Below are 16,463 nucleotides of genomic sequence, written 5' to 3'. Positions count from 1 at the left end.
GCTGAACTCATGACGCGAGCCTCTGTCCGCAATATCGTGCTCACGGGCTTCATGGGTTCGGGCAAGACGACCGTGGGGAAGCTCGTTGCTCGCGAGCTCGGCTGGACGGTCGTCGACACCGACGACGTGATCGTGTCTCGGTACGGACCGATCGAGGAGATCTTTGCCGAGCGGGGCGAGGACGGGTTTCGGGCGCTTGAGCGGGAAGTCGCGGCCGAGGTAGCCGCAGGCCAGCGTCAGGTCGTCGCCACGGGCGGCCGGATGCTGCTTGACCCGGCGAACGCCGAGGCACTGTCTGGGGCAGGCCGGGTCTTTTGCCTGGTCGCCGATGTCGACGAGATCGTCCGGCGTTTGGAATCCGATGTCGAGGGCCCAGTGCGACCTCTGCTTGCGGGCGAGGACCCGGCGGCTGAGGTGGCCCAGCTACTGGCCGAGCGGGCAGAGGGCTACGCGCAGTTCGAGCAGGTACATACCGCGGGCCGAACGCCGCACGCCATAGCAGCGGACATCACCAGCCGCCTCGACGTCTGATCGGCATCGAGGGCGGCTCAGTCGCTGGCTACGACGCCGCGTTGGGTGAGATCGGCGATCTCGTCTGCGTCGAGACCGAGCAGGTCCGACAACACTGCGGCCGTGTGCTCGCCAGCACGAGGTGCGGGACCTCGCACGCCCACATCGGGGGAGTTGTGCATCCGGAAGGGCGCCGCAACCGTCTCGAATTCGCCGGCCTCGGGATGGTGGATGGTCTCGAAGGCGCCTGTTGCACGCACTTGCGGATCCTGGACCGCCGACGCGGTGTCGTTGATCGGCGCCCAGATGCACCGGTGCTCGTCCAGCCGGGGCATCCAGTACCCCGACGGCTTCGACTTCAACGTGTCCGCGATGTCGGCGACAAGGGCGCCCATCGCCCGGAACCGCTGCCGCCCGGTCTCGTAGTCGGGGTTCTCAAGCAAGTCATCACGCTCGATGGCCTTGCAGAATCGTTCCCACGCATTGCCCGTGTCGGGCATCGTGAAATGGATCCATCGGCCGTCGCCGCATTCGAACGCCTCGAGCATCGGAGAGAGCCCGCGATCCCGAGGGCGCTCGGTGTTGGGGCGCCCGTCGACCAGCGAGGTCGACAGGTCGATGGCAATCGTCCATGCCGCTGTGCGCAGCAGCGACGACTCCACGACTTGGCCTTCGCCGGAGACGTCTCGTGCCCGCAGCCCCGCCATGATCGCGCCGAAGAAGGCCAGGCTCGTGGTGTGATCGCCTTGGCCTGGTCGGGCGTGAGGTGGCAGACCGTCCGGCGGTGTGGATGCCCCGTACAACCCTGAGCGGGAGAAGAACGCAGTGACGTCGTAACCGGGCCGGTCGATCTCGTCGCCCACCTCGCCGTAGCCCGACAGCACGCCGATCACCAGGTCGGGCTTCAACGCCAGCAACTCGTTGGTGCTCAGGCCGAAGCGCTCACGGCGCTCAGGGAGCAGATTCATCACCACGACATCGGAAGCTGCGACCAGTCGCCGGGCGATGGCTGAGCCGTCGGGGTCCTCCAGGTTCAGCTGGATCGACTGCTTGCCCCGATTGATGAACTGAAATGCCACATCGGGGTTGTGCGCACCATCCGGCAGCTTCGCCTGCTTCATCAGCCCACGAATCGGATCGCCGCCGATGGCCTCGACCTTGATCACCTCGGCGCCGAGGTCGGCCATGATCGCAGCGGCCGACGGCGCCGCGGCGAAATTGGCGAACTCGACGACCCTGATGCCCTCCAGCGGTGATGTCATATTGGCTGCCCCTCGCTCGTCGTGATCCCGATGGTCCTGGTCTGGCAGATCACGACTCCGAAAGGCTAGATCGCACGGCTCACAGCTGTCCCGACGAAGGATCCGCCGGCGCCCTCAGTGCTCTCGAACGTCGGTGACGACGAACTCCGTCGACGGCTTGGCCGGCAGGCCTCCGAGTGCCCTGCACGAGATGGTCGGCACGGTCCGCCCTGCCTCCACCGACACTGTCCACGCTCGATTCGCCGCATCCGCCACGACCTCGACTGCCCAGCCTTTCGCCGCGGGTCGGAAGCTGACGGTGCGAGCTATGTCCTCGAGCGGCCATCCCACTTCTGCGAACACGGCGCGCTCGCCGACCTGCGCGGGACCCGTGGCGCCTCCCCACCATCCTCGACAGCGAGACGCCACCGCCGTTGCGTCGGCGGTGCGGTCCAGGATTGCGGCGATTTCCCCCGCCTCGATGTTGGCCCACATGCGGCCGTCGGGAAGCGTCATTGCAGTTGGAGCGAAACGGTGTCCCCCGGTGTGGCTGACGCGGTACACGGTGACATGCCCGCCTGCGGTCGGCGCACCGGCATATGGCTCGTTGACATCTGCAGTCCGGTAAGTGCGCATCACTGCCTCGAAGTCGGCGGCGAGGCGTGTGCCCTCGCTGCCGCAGCACACGTCGTGGCTGCCTTGAGTGCAGATGAGCACGACCCGCTCATCGGTGGCGAAACCGACCGGCACAAAGCCGGCGTCGTCGGGCTTGGGATCTGACGGCTGGCGCTGCGTGAGATGGGAGAACAGCTGCCGCAATCCAGCTGGGCCGTGTGCGTCGAAGTGTGCCGAGTGGGTGGTTGCGCCGACACGCCAGTGCAGCGCAACGGGAACTGTGTCGGCTCGGCCGCGTTCGCCTGGCGGCACGACGGCGAGCACCCGCGTGAATCCCACCTTCAACTCCATCATCGACGTGAAGCCTTCGAGCAGGCCGCTGGCGAAGACGGGCTTGGACCACGGCAGCGGCACTTCGACCAGCGCCACAGCGTCGGCGGCGATGGCGGTGCCGCCGGGATCGGTGCCGAGCGCGGTCGCGTGGGCCGAGCAGCGAGGTGCTTCGTGGGAGGCCGGCATGAGCGTGAGCACCTCGGGCGCGAGCGCGGGAATTCGGGCCGGCGGGGCCGTTGGGGGCGTATCGCCGTCGGGCACCGATGCCATCGGGCCAGCATAGGAAGCCCGTCGCGGCCGGGTCGCATGACACACGGCACCCTCCCCAGGGGAGGGCCTTGCGGGTCGCCGACGGCTCGCAGTCGGCCGCGGACATGGCGTGTCGCGTGCCCGCGGTAGTTTCGGGATCGTGCCGTGGTGGCTGTGGGGGTTGATCATCGTCGGGACATTTCTGGTGTTTGTGTTCATCCACGACAGCATCCAGAAGCGCCACTCGATCCTGCGCACGTATCCGGTCATCGGTCATCTCCGCTTTCTGCTGGAGAAGATCGGCCCTGAGCTGCGCCAATACATCGTCGCCCACAACGAAGAGGAGCGGCCCTTCAACCGCGATCAGCGTCGCTGGGTGTATTCGACGGCCAAGCAGCAGAACTCCTACTTCGGCTTCGGCACCGACGACGAGATCGAGAAACCGGGCCACATCACGTTCCGCCACAGCCCCTTCCCGCTCGGACGCTCTGTGCCCGATGATGCGCCGATCCCGTGCGGCAAGGTCATGGGCGCCTGGCGCAGCCGTGCCAAGGCCTTCCGCCCGGCGTCGATCGTCAACGTGTCTGCGATGAGTTACGGGTCGCTGTCTGGCCCCGCCATCGAAGCGCTGAACCGTGGGGCGAAAGCCGCCGGGTGCATGCACAACACCGGCGAGGGCGGCGTGTCGGCATTCCACCGCAACGGCGGCGACCTGGTGTTCCAGATGGGGACCGGATACTTCGGCTGCCGCAACCCTGACGGCACGTTCTCGATGGATCGCCTGCTGGAGACGATCGATTCCGCGCCGGTCCGCTCAATCGAGGTGAAGCTGTCCCAGGGCGCGAAACCGGGCGTCGGCGGTCTTTTGCCTGCGGCGAAGGTCAGCCCCGAGATTGCAGCTGCACGCGACGTCCCCGTCGGCCAGGACGTGGCGAGCCCCAGCCGTCACTCGGCTTTCGGCTCTGTTTCCGAGCTCGTGGATTTTGTGGAGGAGGTGGCGGGGGCTACCGGCCTCCCAGTCGGTATCAAGTCGGCGGTCGGTCAAGAGGCGTTCTGGACCGAGCTTGCGCAGCACATGGCCGACACCCATCGAGGCCCGGATTTTGTGACGGTCGACGGTGCCGAGGGCGGCACCGGAGCGGGACCGTTGGTATTCACTGACCACGTGGCGCTGCCGTTCTGGCGGGCGTTCGGCGTGGTGCATCACGCATTCGGCGAGGCCGGCCTCACCGACGACATCGTGATGATCGGTTCGGCCAAGCTCGGCTTTCCTGCCCCGGCAGCGCTGGCCTTCAACATCGGCGTCGACATGATCGGCGTCGCCCGCGAGCCGATGATGGCGATCGGCTGCATTCAGGCGCAGCGCTGCCATACCGATCACTGCCCGACAGGTGTGGCCACCCAGAACAAGTGGCTGGCGCGCGGGCTCGACCCGACCAACAAGAGCGTCCGGCTGGCGAACTACGTCATCGGCCTGCGCAAAGAGCTCTTCCGCCTCGCCGATGCGTGCGGGGCGGAGCATCCGGGGCTGATCGGCGCCGACAACGTGAACGTGATCAGCCCATTCGGCGATCTGGTGCCGGCCCATCACGCGTTCGGCGTGCAGCGCGAGCGCACCCACAGCCCGGCTCGCATAGCGGGCCTGCGAGAAGCCGTACGCGTCGGCGCAGGCGCCGACGGGTGACACAGCCAGACAGGGAGAACCGATGACCAAATCAACGTCCCATCACGCAGCCGACGCCATCACCGCGCAGCACAGGGCGGCGTACGAGGCTGACGGGGTGGTGAAGATCGCCGGGGCAGTGTCGGGGGATTGGATCGGCCGGGTCCTCGAGGTGGCCGACCAGCAGTTGAGAGATCCAGGCGAGTGGGTGTCCGACACCAACCCGGGCGCGTCCGAGAACCGGCTGTTCACCAGCCGCTACCGATGGGAGGTCGATCCGGTCATCGGCGAATTCGTCCGCAACTCGGGCACGGCGCAGATGGCGGCGGCGCTGATGGACTCAAAGACTGCCCGCCTCTATTTCGACCACCTGCTCATCAAGGAGCCGCTCACGGCCAACCCGACTCCGTGGCACCAGGACATCGGTTACTGGCCGTTCTTGGGCCGCCAGATCTGCTCGGCTTGGGTGGCGATGACCCCGGTCACGGTCGCGGAGAGCTCGCTCGAGTTCGTCCGCGGCTCGCACAGCTGGGACGCTTACTACGCGCCGGAGTCCTTCGACGGCAAGAAGGGCTTCATGGCCGACTTCGAGGGCGACAAGATGCCCGATGTCGAAGCCAACCGGGCCGACTACGACATCGTGGGCTTCGATGTCGAGCCCGGTGATGCGCTGTTCTTTTCCTCGTGGATCATCCACGGATCGCCGGGCAATGCGGGCGACCACCGGCGCGTGGCGCTGTCCACCCGATGGCTGGGCGACGACGCTGTCTGGTACCCACACCCTGGGTGCGATCCCATCATCACCGACGACGACACCGTCGCAGTGGCCGGTGAGTATCCTGCCGACGACGACCGGTTCCCGCTCGTCGCCGGGTAGCGCTTCGAGCGGCAATAGGATTGACCCGGTCTGCGACTGCCGACGCGATAGCGTCCGTGTATGGACTATCCGGCCTCCGCCTCCGTCGAAACCACTGATCGCATAGCCAATTGGCGACCGCTCGTGCATTGGATCATGTTGATCCCGCACATTGTGATCAATCTGGTGTTCATCTGCGTTTCGTGGGTGCTCACGATTCCGACCATGCTGGTGATTCTGTTCACCGGCAAATTGCCGGCTGGCATCGCGGGTTTCCAGATCATGCACATCCGCCACTACCAACGGATGCTCGCCTATCTGCACCTCATGCACGACCAGTACCCGCCGTTCGAATTCTCGATGTCGTCGCAAGACCCAGGCGGAACACCGATGGCGGTCAACGTGGAAGCGCAGCTGGAGAACCGCAATCGCTTGTCCGCACTGTTTCGCATGATCATCGGGCTGCCGCAGATCGTGTTCGTGCTCGTGTACTCGTACTCGGTCATCGTCGTGGTGACGATCGCCTACATCATCATCTTGTTCACAGGTCGCTGGCCCGCAGGCATGCGCAACTTCGTCATCGGGTTCTACCGGGCCCACACGCGGTATTTGGCCTTCATTCAGTTGCTCAACGACAAGCACCCGCCTCTCAGCGGGGCCGCGTAAAACTCCACCCCGCCTCTGGCGAATTTGCTGCCGCCGGTCGCACGCCCGGCCGCGGGGCTACGGTTCGGGCGATGAGCGATGCCCGGGGTGTGTGACGACGATGACTGAGATGACCGGCGGCGAGGCCGTTGCAGCGACGTTGGCGCGCTTGGGCGTACGGCATGTGTTCGGAATCGTCAGCGTGCACAACCTGCCGATCTACGAGGCGTTGTCGGTACGCGACGACATCGAGGTCGTCAAGGTCCGCCACGAGCAGGCTGCCGCGCATGCCGCCGACGCTTACTACCGAGCCACCGGGGAGATGGGCGTCCTGCTCACCTCCACCGGTCCTGGTGCGGCCAACGCGGTGGCGGGTCTGTATGAGGCGTCGTTCACGAGTTCGGCCGTGCTGATGGTGACCGGGCAGACCGAGTCGCGTTTCTACGGCAAGGGCAAGGGCTTTCTGCACGAGAACGACCAGCAGGCCGACATGCTGCGAACGGTGTGCCGCAGCGTGGCCTCCGTGCGGCATCCCAGCGAGATCTCGACCGAGATCGCCCGGGTCGCCGACGATGTGCGAACAGGTCGTCCACAGCCCGGCGCTGTGGAGATTCCGATCGACTTCCAGTACGCCAAGGTCGGCGATGCGCAGCTGGAGGGCTCGCCCGACGTGCCTCGGCTGCGCCCCGATGCAGCGCTGCTCGACGACGCAGCCGAGCGATTGACAAACGCTCAGCGTCCGCTGATCTGGGCCGGTGGCGGTGTCGTCAGCGCTGATGCGTCGGCGGAGCTGACTGCACTGGCCGAGCGACTTTCTGCTCCCGTCGTGACCACTATCGAAGGGCGCAGCGCCCTGAGCGAGCTGCATCCGCTGTCTTTGGGCTTCCGTTCCGACCGGCCGCAGATGGCAGATGTGTTCGCCGAAAGCGATCTGCTGCTCGCGGTCGGCACACGGTTCCAGAACTACGCCACACGGGTCTGGGCGCTGCGCCTGCCTGAAGAACTGATCCATCTCGATGTGGATCCTGGCGTGATCGGCCTGAACTACCCGGCGTCGCTGGCTGTCGTCGGAGACGCGAAGCTCAGCCTCGCGGGGCTGCTCGAACGGCTGGGCGACGGCCGTCCCACGATCGACGACGGCTTCGTGGAGCGGGCCCGCAAGCACCGTGTTGCTGACATTGAGGCGATGCGCGAAGAGATCGGCGCCGATCACGCAGCCATCTGCGACACGATTCGGCACATGCTGCCCGACGAGGCGCGCATCGTGCGCGACACCACCGTGCCGGGGTACATGTGGGGCAACCGGCTGTTGCCGATCGTGGCGCCGCGCACTTCCATCCGGGCGGCGAACGCGGCCATTGGCCCCGGCGTGCCGATGGCGGTCGGTGCGTCACTGGCCAGCGGGCAGCCGACGGTCGTGATCCAGGGCGACGGCGGCCTCATGCTGTCGATCGGCGAGATCTCGACGCTCGCCGAGCACGGCCTGCCGGTGATCGTGTGCGTCTTCAACGACGGCGGATATGGGGTGCTGCGCATCATTCAGGACGCCCTGTGGGACGAACACCACGGCACCGAGATCGGCGGCATCGACTTCGTCGGCGTCGCCGAGGCCATGGGCGTGCCGGCGCAGCGCGTGACCAGCGCTGCGGAGTTCGAAGGGGCGTTCGGCCGGGCCGTGGCTCGCGCCAGCGGCGAGTCCGGGCCGACGGGACCGACGCTCATCGACATCGATCTCACCGCGCTCATCCCGATCACCTTCCCGCTTCCCGCCCACCAACGCCGCCGCGAGAACTGAGCGTCGCGGCGGGCGTTTCACAGACCGAGGCGCACCGCAGCGGGCCGTCGATGTCGGCCGGCTGCGGCTGATGAGACAGAATCTGTCGGTTACAGGCCGGACGTGTCCGCGTCGGCGTCGAAGAATGTGCGGCCGGCCAGTTCCATGACCGGCATCGCCACCATGAAGTGGGCCGACGCGGTCTGCGCATCGCGCAGGTGGCGCTGCAGCGGCGACGCTTCGAACACGGCCGTGCCCCCGACGGCAGAGTTCATCGACTGCGCGACTCGCAAGCTTGCCTGCATGGCGTGGGTGGTGGCGGTGCGCAGGTTTCGCCGGATCTCCAGGTCTGCCAGCCCGTGCTGCGCTCGTTCCCACGCGGCGTCCATCTCCGCGTACAGCAGCGTGCGGGCGGCCCGCACCTCGGTGTCGGCAACTGCCACTGCCGAGTGGAGCGACGGCCGCCGGCCGAGCGTTCGGCGGGAGCCTTGTGGCACCTTCGAGGTGGCGACCTCGATGACCTCGTCGATGCAGGCGCGGGCCATGCCCAGGGCGATCGCACCGATCGGCAGCGCCAGCAGACCGAACAGCGGCATCCGATACAAAGGCTGGGCTGCGTACGGAGACTTCAGGATGGTGCGCTCATACGCAATGCGGTTGGCAGGAAGCCAGATGCCGTCGGCTTCGAAGGTGCTCGACCCCGAGCCTCGCAGCCCGTTGGTGTACCAATCGTCGTGGAGCACGATGTCCTCGGGACGGAAGAAGACCCGTCCCAGCGCCGGTTGCGCAGAATCGGTCGACTGGCTGGTGTCGATCTGCACACCGCCGGAAATCCACTCGGCGTTGTGAGAGCCCGACGCCCATGCCCAGCGGCCCTTCACGATGTACCCGTCAGCGCCGTCCGGCCCCGCGGCAGCGGTGGCTGTCCCCGAGGGCGCGAACACTCCGGCGGTGATGACGTCGGGGTTTGCCAGAACCTCCGCAAGCTGGGCGGACTCCAACGCAGCGAACATGATCTGCGACGTCGAACCGATAAAGGTGCACCACGCCGCCGACGCGTTGCCCATCGCCAGTATTTCGCTGATGTTTGCGACAACCGGTGGGGCGAGGCCCATTCCGCCGAGTTCTGGCGGCACCAGGGTCCGGTAGAAGCCGTCAGCTGCGAGCGCCCCCGCCAGGTCTTGGGGGAGTTGCCGCAGCCGGTCGATCTCGACGCTTCGCTCGGTCAGCGTGGGAATCCACTCCGCTGCGAGCGACAGCATCTTGTGGCCCTGATCAGCCGGCACCAGCTCGTCAACCCGGTCTGGGTCGGCGCCGCTCATCACGAGCTTTCTGCGGACTCGGCAGAGGGGCCGACTGCGGGGCTGGCGTCTAGCACGGCATCGCACTCGAACGGCACGCCGAGCTCGTCGCCGACTCGGCTCAGCGAGCGGACCACCGACGCCGGGTAGCTCACCGTGCCGGCGGCGCTGCGCCGGTCCATCTCGCGCTGTTCCAGCTCGCCCGGCAGGTACACGGTCTGGCCTGGCAGCACGTCCTCTTCCCCGGCGGCGCGGATCTGGGCGACCATGTCCTCGATGTCGTCGTAGTACTCGTCGCGGTTGCGGAACACGCCGGGGTCCATCAGCAAGAAGAACTGCCCCCGCCGTCCCACAGCCACATCGCCTGTGTGCGCCGAGCCAGCGAGGATGCCCGCTGCGATGTTGGAAGCTGTGATCATGCCGATGCCCTTGTAGCCGCCGATTGCGGGCACGATGCCGCGCATCGCCACGTCGGGATCGACCGTCGGGTTGCCGTCACGGTCCAAGAACCCCCATTCGACGGGAATGTCCCTTCCCTCCGAGCGGGCGCGCAGCACCTTGCCGAGCGCGACGGGTGTGATCGCCATGTCGAGCACGATCGGGGGCTGGTCTCGGCGCGGGAACGTCCACACGATGGGGTTGTTGCCGAACAGCTTGCGACGGCTGCCGAACGGTGCCAGGTTCGGCACCGAGGTGGTCGTTCCGTAACAGACGAAGCCGGCTTCGGCGGCGTGATAGGGGTAGTTCGCCCCGCAACCCCAGTCATTGGAATTCCGGATCACCCCGACCACCAAGCCGCTTTCGGCGGCGGCCTCGATGAGCTGCTCCATGAAGCGGGTGATGACGAGCTGGCCGAGTCCGTGGTGCCCGTCGGCCACCAGCACCGACGGCGTTCGGGTGACGATCTCGCACTGGGCCGTCGGGTCGGTGGTGCCGTCGCGGATCCAGTTCACGTACCAGCTCACCCGCTGGAAGCCGTGCGTGTCGACGCCCCGCCGGTCCGACCAGAGCTGGTTGTCGACGACAGTCTCTGCGTCGTCGGCAGCCATGCCGGCGGCCACGTACGCAGCGATGCCCCAGGGCCGCAGCTCGTCGAGCCGAAACGACACCGATGCACTGTCGTCGCCGTCCGCGGGCCGATCATCAGGTATGCCCCGCGGCAGTGTCTCTTGGGGTCTGCTTTGTTCGCTCATGTCTGTTCGCTCACCGTTCCGCTGAGTTCGATGCGTTTGTCTATCTGCCGTGGCGCCGGGCGTCCGCTAGAGGGCCTCGATGACTGCGGTTGCGAAGTCTTCGGTGGCTGCGGCGCCTCCCTGGTCGGCCGTGAGGTGTTCGCCGTCCTCGTAGACCCGGGCCAAGGCACGCTCAAGACGGTCGGCCGACGCGTCGAGCTCGAGGTAGCGCAGCATCATCTCGGTTGACTCCAGCGTGGCCGTGGGGTTGATGATGCCCAATCCGGCGATGTCGGGCGCCGTGCCGTGCGCCGACTCGAAATAGGCCCAGTCGTCGCCATAGCAGCCCGACGGTGCCAGGCCCATGCCGCCGATGGTTCCCGCGCCCAGATCGGAGAGGACATCGCCGTAGAGGTTCGGCAACAGCAGTACGTCCAACTCGTGGGGCCGCACCACCAGCCGGTGCGCCATGTCGTCGACGATGAACTGCTCGTACTCCAGGCCCGGGTATTCCGAAGCCACTTCGCGGGCGATGTCGCAGAACCAGCGATCAGTCGCAGGAAGCATGTTCGTCTTGGCCGAGACGGTCAGTTTGCCGCCGCGGCTCAGCGCCAGCTCCGCGGCGAAGCGGGTGACCTGCTCGGTACCGGGCCGGGTGATGATCTTCGCCGCGAATCGGCCCTCGGCGGCGTCGGGCGGCACGCGCGAGCGGCCCTCTGTCAGCCCCGCATCCACCAATGCCTTGGCAGGGCCCATCACGCCGACGTACATGTCTTCGAGGTTCTCCCGCACGATCACGTAGTCGATGCCTTCGGGTCGAGCCATCGGCGAGGCATAGCCGGGCCGCCAGCGAACGGGACGCACATTCGCGTAGGTGCGCTTGCCCCAGCGCATGTGGAGCGCGCCGGGCGTGGTGCCATTGGAGGCGCCGAACAGCACGGTGTCGGCAGCATCGATGCGCTCGCCGACCTGTGTTGTCCGCTCGTCGGGCGTGAGCGCCGCCAGCTCATCGCCGGCTGGCACATGGTCCCAGTCGATGGGCAGGTCCAACGCGTCGAGCACTCGTAGCGACGCCGCCATGGCCTCAGGTGCAGCGTCATCGCCGGGGATCACGCACACCCGGTGCCGCCGTTGGTCGGTCATGCGCGCTGACGCTACGTGGCTGGGTCGGCAGCCGCGTAGCGTCGCCCAAAAGAGTCGGAAAATGTGGCGGGAAACTGCGACGGCTGCGTGATGATGTGACCATGAGTTCGGCGTCAGCGGTCGGATCCGTTCAGCTCCGTCTCAGCGGGATGTCGCCAGACCCCTTGCTGGATCCAGTATTTCTGCGTCTCGAACGCCGATTCGACCGGCTTCGGGCCGAGTGGTCGAGCGAGCTACAGGCTGGGCTTGGTCACCATCACGGCGATGGCGGCCACGATGACCAGGTTGCTAACCATGGACCACAGCTCGGCCCGCTTGCGCAACCGTTGCGCGTCGGCGGACAGTTCGGGTTCCGCGTCCAAGGCTTCGGCCAGCTTGGCGCCGGTCGGACGCAGAGCGCCGTGGTTGATGCCCGCCCAGGCGAAATACAGGACGAACGCAATCGTCACCCAGTCCTGCCGGAAGTTCCACGGCCCGACGATCACGGCGACGATGCCGGCGATGCCGGCTAGGTATGCCGCGATGTCGATGAGACGGTTGGAGGCGAATTCAAACGAACGCCGGACGGCCGCGGCCGCGTCGGGTCCTTCGGTCCAGGCACGACGCAGCATGACGGTACCCATGGCGCTCCCGCCGAAGCCCACCACGGCGCCCGCCAGGTGAATGATCAACACCGTCTGGTACCAGCCGGAACTCGTACTGACCGCCAGCAGCGAGTCGTCTATGCCAAGTGCCATAGCCCTGAGTATCGCGCCGCACTACCGATGTTCGGCCGCGTCGATCTCGCTGTGTATCGGTATGGCCGCTTCAGCGCTCTCTGTTCCCGGCGATGTGTCCGAGCCGGGGCTGCATCCGGTTGGCGCGGAATAGCGGATCGGGGCTGACCTGCGCAGGCGATGTGCCGATCGCGGTCGGCTCTGATGCCAAGGCGCGATCCGAGATCTACAGCGCTACCACGCTTGCCAGCGTCGCGGAAGACGAGCCAGTGGCGATACCACTGCGGGCACCAGCACTGCAGCCGAGCCGATCCATGAGGAAGTAGATGGCGAGGGTTCCGAACCCGAGAATGCCGACTCCGAAACGGAGGCCGTAGTCGAGGAAGAGGAAGAACGATCGAGAAATTAACTCAATGAAGCGAAACGTTGAAACCTTAATTGGCGTTCGCTTCGCCTGATTCTCGCCAGCTTGACGGCTGCCGCCGACGGCATCGCACTCACAACAATGGCTTTGAACAAACACCATTGAGGTCTTGGGGTTTGCCGCGGGTCAAGTCGCGCGAACGATGCTCTGATTACCAAGAGTTACGCATGATTTTCGAGCACAAATCGCATGAACTGGTTTCTGGCGGACCCTTGCAATTCCGATCGCGCTGCGCCGATAGTGATAGTTGAATTGGGTCGAAAGTGGTGCGAGCGAACGTTTGTGATTGACCACATTTGTGTGTATACTTCTCTCATGCTCATCGAGCGATACCTTGAAGGCTCGACCTCCGGCCATTCACCCGTCATTGATGGAAACGATTCTGGCTTTTCTGGCGAACGATCCTCCCACGGGTGCCTCGCCGAGATCGATGACGTAATTGATCTGAATCCGGCTGACGCTTCTGACACCTCTGGCTCTTCGGCGGTGGCGGTTGATGATCAGGCCTATTGGGTTGAGTTGAACCGGGCGGCGGGCCGGGAGCGGGCTGCTGCGGCAGGTGCGGCAGGTGCGGCGCGTGGCGCGTTCATTGATGCTGATTGTGTGTCGGAGATGGGCTTGGAGTTGTTGGCGCATGACGATCTGGTGGATCGTGTCGTGGAGTTGGCGGCTGAGCGGTCTCGTGCTGAGGCGCGGTTCTTGGCTGCGGTGGGTGAGTTGGTGTGTCGTGACGGGGCGCGGTCGGCTGCGTGGCAGCTGCGCGAGTACACCCGGATGAGCACTGCGCAGGCTCGCAGCGAAGCTCATCTCGCCGAAGCGCTCACCGAGCATGCACTGGCCGACACATTCGACGCGTTGGCGGCAGGCGACATTCACGCATCTCACGCGAGGCTCGTCGCCCGGGAGGCGCCCAAGGTGCACAGTCTTGGTGAGGGCGATTTGCTGGAGCTGTGCGAGGTGTATCCCTCGGACATGATTGCTCGCCGCACCCTCGAGCATCGGCGCCAGCAGATGGCCGCCGAAGTTCAGGCCCAAGCTGATAGCGGCGAAGTCGACTCCGCCGACGCGGAGATGGCTTTGCAGCAGATGGAGCGTCGCTGCTCGCTGGTGCTCGGCGATGACGGAATGTGGCATCTGCGTGCCGACCTGGACTACCTCGCCGGCCGCCAGGTGAGCATGCAGCTCGCCGCGGCCGAGCGAGCTGTGCGCCGGCGCGACGACGCAGCCGGCGACAGTTTCGCCCAGCGCAACGCCGACGCGTTGTGCGATCTGATTCTGGGTCGTCAGCGTCCGGGGGCCAGCTTGGTGATCGCCGCCGATTACGACTTGGTCACCGGGCAGGTCGCGAATGCCCGCCTCGACGACGGCACGCCCCTGTCAGCGGCACAGCTCGCCGGGCTGGCTGTTGACGCCAGGATCCTGCCTGCGATCTTCAGCAGCGACTGGAGCGAGCTCGCCTTGGGCCGGGTGCGCAGCGCCTCTGAGGCGCAGCGGATCGTGCTGGCCATCCGCGACGGCGGCTGCATCGCGTGCGCGACCCACTCAGAACGCTGTCACGCCCATCACATCGACCACTACGAAGACGGCGGCGACACCGACGTTGCGAACCTCGCCAACCTGTGCGAGCCGTGCCACACCGACCACCACCAACGCCGCTGGCCCATCGAAACCCCGCCCGACGGACGACCCCGACGGGCACCCCCCCTACAGCGGCCCGACCCGACGCCGCCTGCCGACCACAACCCCGAACCGCTCGGCCGGCCGCCGCCTGGCGACCGAGTCGGCCAAGCACCGCATGGTGACCGAGTCGGCCGGCCACCGCATGGTGACCGACCCAGCTGGCGACCCCCTGACGACCGGCTCGACCGAACGGCACCCGCCGACCGCAGCACCGAACCGCCCCATCGAGACCCGACCCGATCACCCGGACCTCTCCGCGCACCGCACCACGAACCAGCAACCGCAGCCTGACTGACTCGTGCGAATCCGAACACGGGGCTGTTGGCGGCTGCGCAACCGGGTTCGTTCTGAACGTCCGGGGGAGCGGTGGTAAGTTCGCTGTGCAGCAGACACGGCCGGATCTCCGGGGGAAGGGGTATCCATGCCGATCGAGTCATCAGGCCACAGTGCTGGCAACCCGAGGATGTACGAAGTCATCGAGGGCGCGCCCAAAGAGGGCGCCAGCCCGACGGTTTGGGCGTGGCCGCAGCTCATCGACTATCTCAAAGTCGCAGGTCAGCCGGTCCAAGGCCCGTGGCCGCCGCACCAGGAGCTACGGCCGGATCCCGATGACGAGTCGATGCCGCGAGCCGTGCCGGACCCACAAGGGCCCAGCGGACCGTCGACAGGAGGCTGAGGCATGTACCCATCCCGCTTCCGCTATGAAGCCCCCTCGACAGTCGCCGAGGCCATCGCCCTGCTTGCTGCGGCAGACGGCGAGGCAAAGATTCTGGCCGGCGGCCAGAGCCTCATCCCGATGATGAAACTGCGGTTCGCTGCACCGGCGATGATCGTGGACATCAACGGCATCGGCGGTCTCGACTACCACCGGGCTGATGGCAACGGCACCTACCGCATCGGTGCGCTGTGCCGCCACGCCGATCTCGAGAAGTCGACGACGCTCGGCGACCATCAGCCCACCATGGCGGCGGCGGCACCTGTCGTAGCCGACCCGCTCGTACGCACACGAGGAACGCTCGTGGGCTCGGTGTGCCACGCCGACCCGCAAGGCGACTGGGCTTCGGTGATGGTGTCGCTGGAAGGCGCCATCGTGGCCCAAGGCCCGAACGGGCAGCGCACCATTGCGGTTGACGACCTCATCGACGGCCCGTTCCAGACAGTGCTCGCTCCCGACGAGATTGCTGTGGAGGCGGTGGTTCCCACAGCAGGTGGCGCCCGGGCCGGCGGCTACCTCAAGCTTGAGCGCCGTGTCGGCGACTTCGCCACCGTCGGCGTCGCGGTCTCGGTGGAGATGTCTGGCGACAGCGTCGCCAAGGCAGGCATCGGGCTGACTGGCGTCGGGCCCGCCACCATCAACGCTTCGAGCGCGGCGGCGGCTCTGGTGGGGACAACGCTCGATGCCGACGCCGTCGATGCCGCAGCTCAGCTCGCCGCCGAAGCGGCCCAGCCGCGCTCCGACCATCGGGGAAGCGCCGACTACAAGCGCCACGTCGTCGCAACGTTCGTGCGACGCATCGGGGCGCAAATCCAGCGGTCTGACCAGAAGGCGGCCTGACATGAGCACGTTGTTCGAAGAAGTCCGGCCGAGTCTCGGTGACCAAGGCGCCGATGACGCAGTGCCGGTTCGCCGGCTGGAACTGACCGTGAACGGCGAACGCCGCGCCGCCGATGTCGAACCGCGGCTGCTGCTGGCACACCTGCTGCGCAACGGCTTCCGCCTGACGGGCACCCACACCGGATGCGACACGACCAACTGCGGCGCCTGCACGGTGCTCTACGACGGCGTTCCCGTCAAGAGCTGCACGATGTTCGCCGTCCAAGCCGACGGTCACGAGATTCTCACCGTCGAGGGTCTTGCGACCGCCAGCGAGCTGCACCCAGTCCAGGAGGGATTCTCCGACGAGCACGGCCTGCAATGCGGCTTTTGCACCCCTGGCATGATGCTGAGCGCCAAGGCCCTGCTGGAGGAGAACCCGAACCCAACCGAGGACGAGATCCGCTGGGCACTGTCGGGGAACCTGTGCCGCTGCACCGGCTACCAGAACATCGTCAAAGCGGTGATGTGGGCGGCTGAGAAGTTAGGCGGCGGCGCCCCACCCAGCGAGGGCGGCGATGCTGCCGACGATGGCGAGGAGGGCTGA

General features: G+C 66.6%; 16 protein-coding genes. 9 read left to right on the top strand and 7 right to left on the bottom strand.

Annotated elements, in window-relative coordinates:
- Nucleotides 1-9: 9 nt before the first annotated feature.
- Nucleotides 10-531, top strand: a complete 522-nt coding sequence (locus tag ACOOF5_RS03795; protein WP_420436780.1) for a shikimate kinase — start codon at nucleotides 10-12, stop codon at nucleotides 529-531.
- A 17-nt stretch (nucleotides 532-548) separates the two neighbouring features.
- On the opposite strand, the gene ACOOF5_RS03790 is transcribed toward ACOOF5_RS03795, so the two are convergent.
- Nucleotides 549-1,772 carry a CaiB/BaiF CoA transferase family protein gene (locus tag ACOOF5_RS03790; protein ID WP_420436778.1) on the bottom strand — a complete coding sequence of 408 codons (1,224 nt, stop codon included), beginning with the start codon at nucleotides 1,770-1,772 and terminating at the stop codon, nucleotides 549-551.
- A 114-nt stretch (nucleotides 1,773-1,886) separates the two neighbouring features.
- Nucleotides 1,887-2,969 (bottom strand): sucrase ferredoxin, encoded by a 1,083-nt coding sequence (locus ACOOF5_RS03785; RefSeq protein ID WP_420436776.1) that lies wholly within the window; start codon nucleotides 2,967-2,969, stop codon nucleotides 1,887-1,889.
- Between the two features lie 139 nt (nucleotides 2,970-3,108).
- Between ACOOF5_RS03785 and ACOOF5_RS03780 the strand changes: the two genes are divergently transcribed.
- The 4 genes from ACOOF5_RS03780 to ACOOF5_RS03765 all read left to right on the top strand — a co-directional run bounded on the left by ACOOF5_RS03780 (nucleotide 3,109) and on the right by ACOOF5_RS03765 (nucleotide 7,907).
- Nucleotides 3,109-4,632, top strand: coding sequence for an FMN-binding glutamate synthase family protein (locus tag ACOOF5_RS03780; RefSeq protein WP_420436774.1), 1,524 nt, complete (start codon nucleotides 3,109-3,111; stop codon nucleotides 4,630-4,632).
- Between the two features lie 22 nt (nucleotides 4,633-4,654).
- Nucleotides 4,655-5,488: a phytanoyl-CoA dioxygenase family protein gene (locus tag ACOOF5_RS03775; protein WP_420436772.1), complete on the top strand. Its 834-nt coding sequence runs from the start codon at nucleotides 4,655-4,657 to the stop codon at nucleotides 5,486-5,488.
- A 60-nt stretch (nucleotides 5,489-5,548) separates the two neighbouring features.
- Nucleotides 5,549-6,133 (top strand): DUF4389 domain-containing protein, encoded by a 585-nt coding sequence (locus ACOOF5_RS03770; protein ID WP_420436770.1) that lies wholly within the window; start codon nucleotides 5,549-5,551, stop codon nucleotides 6,131-6,133.
- A 100-nt stretch (nucleotides 6,134-6,233) separates the two neighbouring features.
- Nucleotides 6,234-7,907: a thiamine pyrophosphate-binding protein gene (locus ACOOF5_RS03765; protein ID WP_420436768.1), complete on the top strand. Its 1,674-nt coding sequence runs from the start codon at nucleotides 6,234-6,236 to the stop codon at nucleotides 7,905-7,907.
- 89 nt (nucleotides 7,908-7,996) lie between these two features.
- On the opposite strand, the gene ACOOF5_RS03760 is transcribed toward ACOOF5_RS03765, so the two are convergent.
- The 5 genes from ACOOF5_RS03760 to ACOOF5_RS03740 form a co-directional block, all read right to left on the bottom strand.
- Nucleotides 7,997-9,208, bottom strand: coding sequence for an acyl-CoA dehydrogenase family protein (locus tag ACOOF5_RS03760; RefSeq protein ID WP_420436766.1), 1,212 nt, complete (start codon nucleotides 9,206-9,208; stop codon nucleotides 7,997-7,999).
- On the bottom strand, nucleotides 9,208-10,380 hold the full coding sequence (locus ACOOF5_RS03755) for an Ldh family oxidoreductase (protein WP_420436764.1): 1,173 nt from the start codon (nucleotides 10,378-10,380) through the stop codon (nucleotides 9,208-9,210). Before ACOOF5_RS03755 ends, ACOOF5_RS03760 begins: the two co-directional genes overlap by 1 nt.
- Nucleotides 10,381-10,446: 66 nt before the next feature.
- Nucleotides 10,447-11,502: an isocitrate/isopropylmalate dehydrogenase family protein gene (locus ACOOF5_RS03750; RefSeq protein ID WP_420436762.1), complete on the bottom strand. Its 1,056-nt coding sequence runs from the start codon at nucleotides 11,500-11,502 to the stop codon at nucleotides 10,447-10,449.
- A gap of 233 nt (nucleotides 11,503-11,735) precedes the next feature.
- Nucleotides 11,736-12,239 (bottom strand): DUF2269 family protein, encoded by a 504-nt coding sequence (locus ACOOF5_RS03745; RefSeq protein ID WP_420436760.1) that lies wholly within the window; start codon nucleotides 12,237-12,239, stop codon nucleotides 11,736-11,738.
- Between the two features lie 205 nt (nucleotides 12,240-12,444).
- The gene (locus ACOOF5_RS03740; protein WP_420436758.1) at nucleotides 12,445-12,741 is read right to left on the bottom strand and encodes a hypothetical protein; all 297 of its coding nucleotides are present in this window, start codon (nucleotides 12,739-12,741) and stop codon (nucleotides 12,445-12,447) included.
- A 216-nt stretch (nucleotides 12,742-12,957) separates the two neighbouring features.
- Between ACOOF5_RS03740 and ACOOF5_RS03735 the strand changes: the two genes are divergently transcribed.
- From ACOOF5_RS03735 to ACOOF5_RS03720, 4 genes are all read left to right on the top strand, one after another.
- Complete coding sequence (locus tag ACOOF5_RS03735) at nucleotides 12,958-14,613, top strand: HNH endonuclease (RefSeq protein ID WP_420436756.1); 1,656 nt, start codon at nucleotides 12,958-12,960, stop codon at nucleotides 14,611-14,613.
- 130 nt (nucleotides 14,614-14,743) lie between these two features.
- Nucleotides 14,744-14,998, top strand: a complete 255-nt coding sequence (locus tag ACOOF5_RS03730) for a hypothetical protein (RefSeq protein ID WP_420436754.1) — start codon at nucleotides 14,744-14,746, stop codon at nucleotides 14,996-14,998.
- A gap of 3 nt (nucleotides 14,999-15,001) precedes the next feature.
- Nucleotides 15,002-15,877 (top strand): FAD binding domain-containing protein, encoded by an 876-nt coding sequence (locus ACOOF5_RS03725; RefSeq protein WP_420436752.1) that lies wholly within the window; start codon nucleotides 15,002-15,004, stop codon nucleotides 15,875-15,877.
- A gap of 1 nt (nucleotide 15,878) precedes the next feature.
- Nucleotides 15,879-16,463 (top strand): (2Fe-2S)-binding protein, encoded by a 585-nt coding sequence (locus ACOOF5_RS03720; RefSeq protein ID WP_420436750.1) that lies wholly within the window; start codon nucleotides 15,879-15,881, stop codon nucleotides 16,461-16,463.

This window comes from Candidatus Poriferisodalis sp. (genome assembly GCF_965214215.1).
Classification (GTDB): domain Bacteria; phylum Actinomycetota; class Acidimicrobiia; order Acidimicrobiales; family Poriferisodalaceae; genus Poriferisodalis.
The sequence above is the reverse complement of the archived record's forward strand: the minus strand, read 5'-3'. Positions and strand labels throughout refer to the sequence as shown.

What these genes read in the sequence shown, in the direction of transcription:
- ACOOF5_RS03760 (WP_420436766.1), bottom strand. Translation starts at nt 9,208, where the DNA reads ATGAGCGGCGCCGACCCAGACCGGGTTGACGAGCTGGTGCCGGCTGAT.
- ACOOF5_RS03720 (WP_420436750.1), top strand. Translation starts at nt 15,879, where the DNA reads ATGAGCACGTTGTTCGAAGAAGTCCGGCCGAGTCTCGGTGACCAAGGC.
- ACOOF5_RS03765 (WP_420436768.1), top strand. Translation starts at nt 6,234, where the DNA reads ATGACTGAGATGACCGGCGGCGAGGCCGTTGCAGCGACGTTGGCGCGC.
- ACOOF5_RS03735 (WP_420436756.1), top strand. Translation starts at nt 12,958, where the DNA reads ATGCTCATCGAGCGATACCTTGAAGGCTCGACCTCCGGCCATTCACCC.
- ACOOF5_RS03795 (WP_420436780.1), top strand. Translation starts at nt 10, where the DNA reads ATGACGCGAGCCTCTGTCCGCAATATCGTGCTCACGGGCTTCATGGGT.
- ACOOF5_RS03725 (WP_420436752.1), top strand. Translation starts at nt 15,002, where the DNA reads ATGTACCCATCCCGCTTCCGCTATGAAGCCCCCTCGACAGTCGCCGAG.
- ACOOF5_RS03790 (WP_420436778.1), bottom strand. Translation starts at nt 1,772, where the DNA reads ATGACATCACCGCTGGAGGGCATCAGGGTCGTCGAGTTCGCCAATTTC.
- ACOOF5_RS03785 (WP_420436776.1), bottom strand. Translation starts at nt 2,969, where the DNA reads ATGGCATCGGTGCCCGACGGCGATACGCCCCCAACGGCCCCGCCGGCC.
- ACOOF5_RS03730 (WP_420436754.1), top strand. Translation starts at nt 14,744, where the DNA reads ATGCCGATCGAGTCATCAGGCCACAGTGCTGGCAACCCGAGGATGTAC.
- ACOOF5_RS03755 (WP_420436764.1), bottom strand. Translation starts at nt 10,380, where the DNA reads ATGAGCGAACAAAGCAGACCCCAAGAGACACTGCCGCGGGGCATACCT.
- ACOOF5_RS03745 (WP_420436760.1), bottom strand. Translation starts at nt 12,239, where the DNA reads ATGGCACTTGGCATAGACGACTCGCTGCTGGCGGTCAGTACGAGTTCC.
- ACOOF5_RS03775 (WP_420436772.1), top strand. Translation starts at nt 4,655, where the DNA reads ATGACCAAATCAACGTCCCATCACGCAGCCGACGCCATCACCGCGCAG.
- ACOOF5_RS03770 (WP_420436770.1), top strand. Translation starts at nt 5,549, where the DNA reads ATGGACTATCCGGCCTCCGCCTCCGTCGAAACCACTGATCGCATAGCC.
- ACOOF5_RS03750 (WP_420436762.1), bottom strand. Translation starts at nt 11,502, where the DNA reads ATGACCGACCAACGGCGGCACCGGGTGTGCGTGATCCCCGGCGATGAC.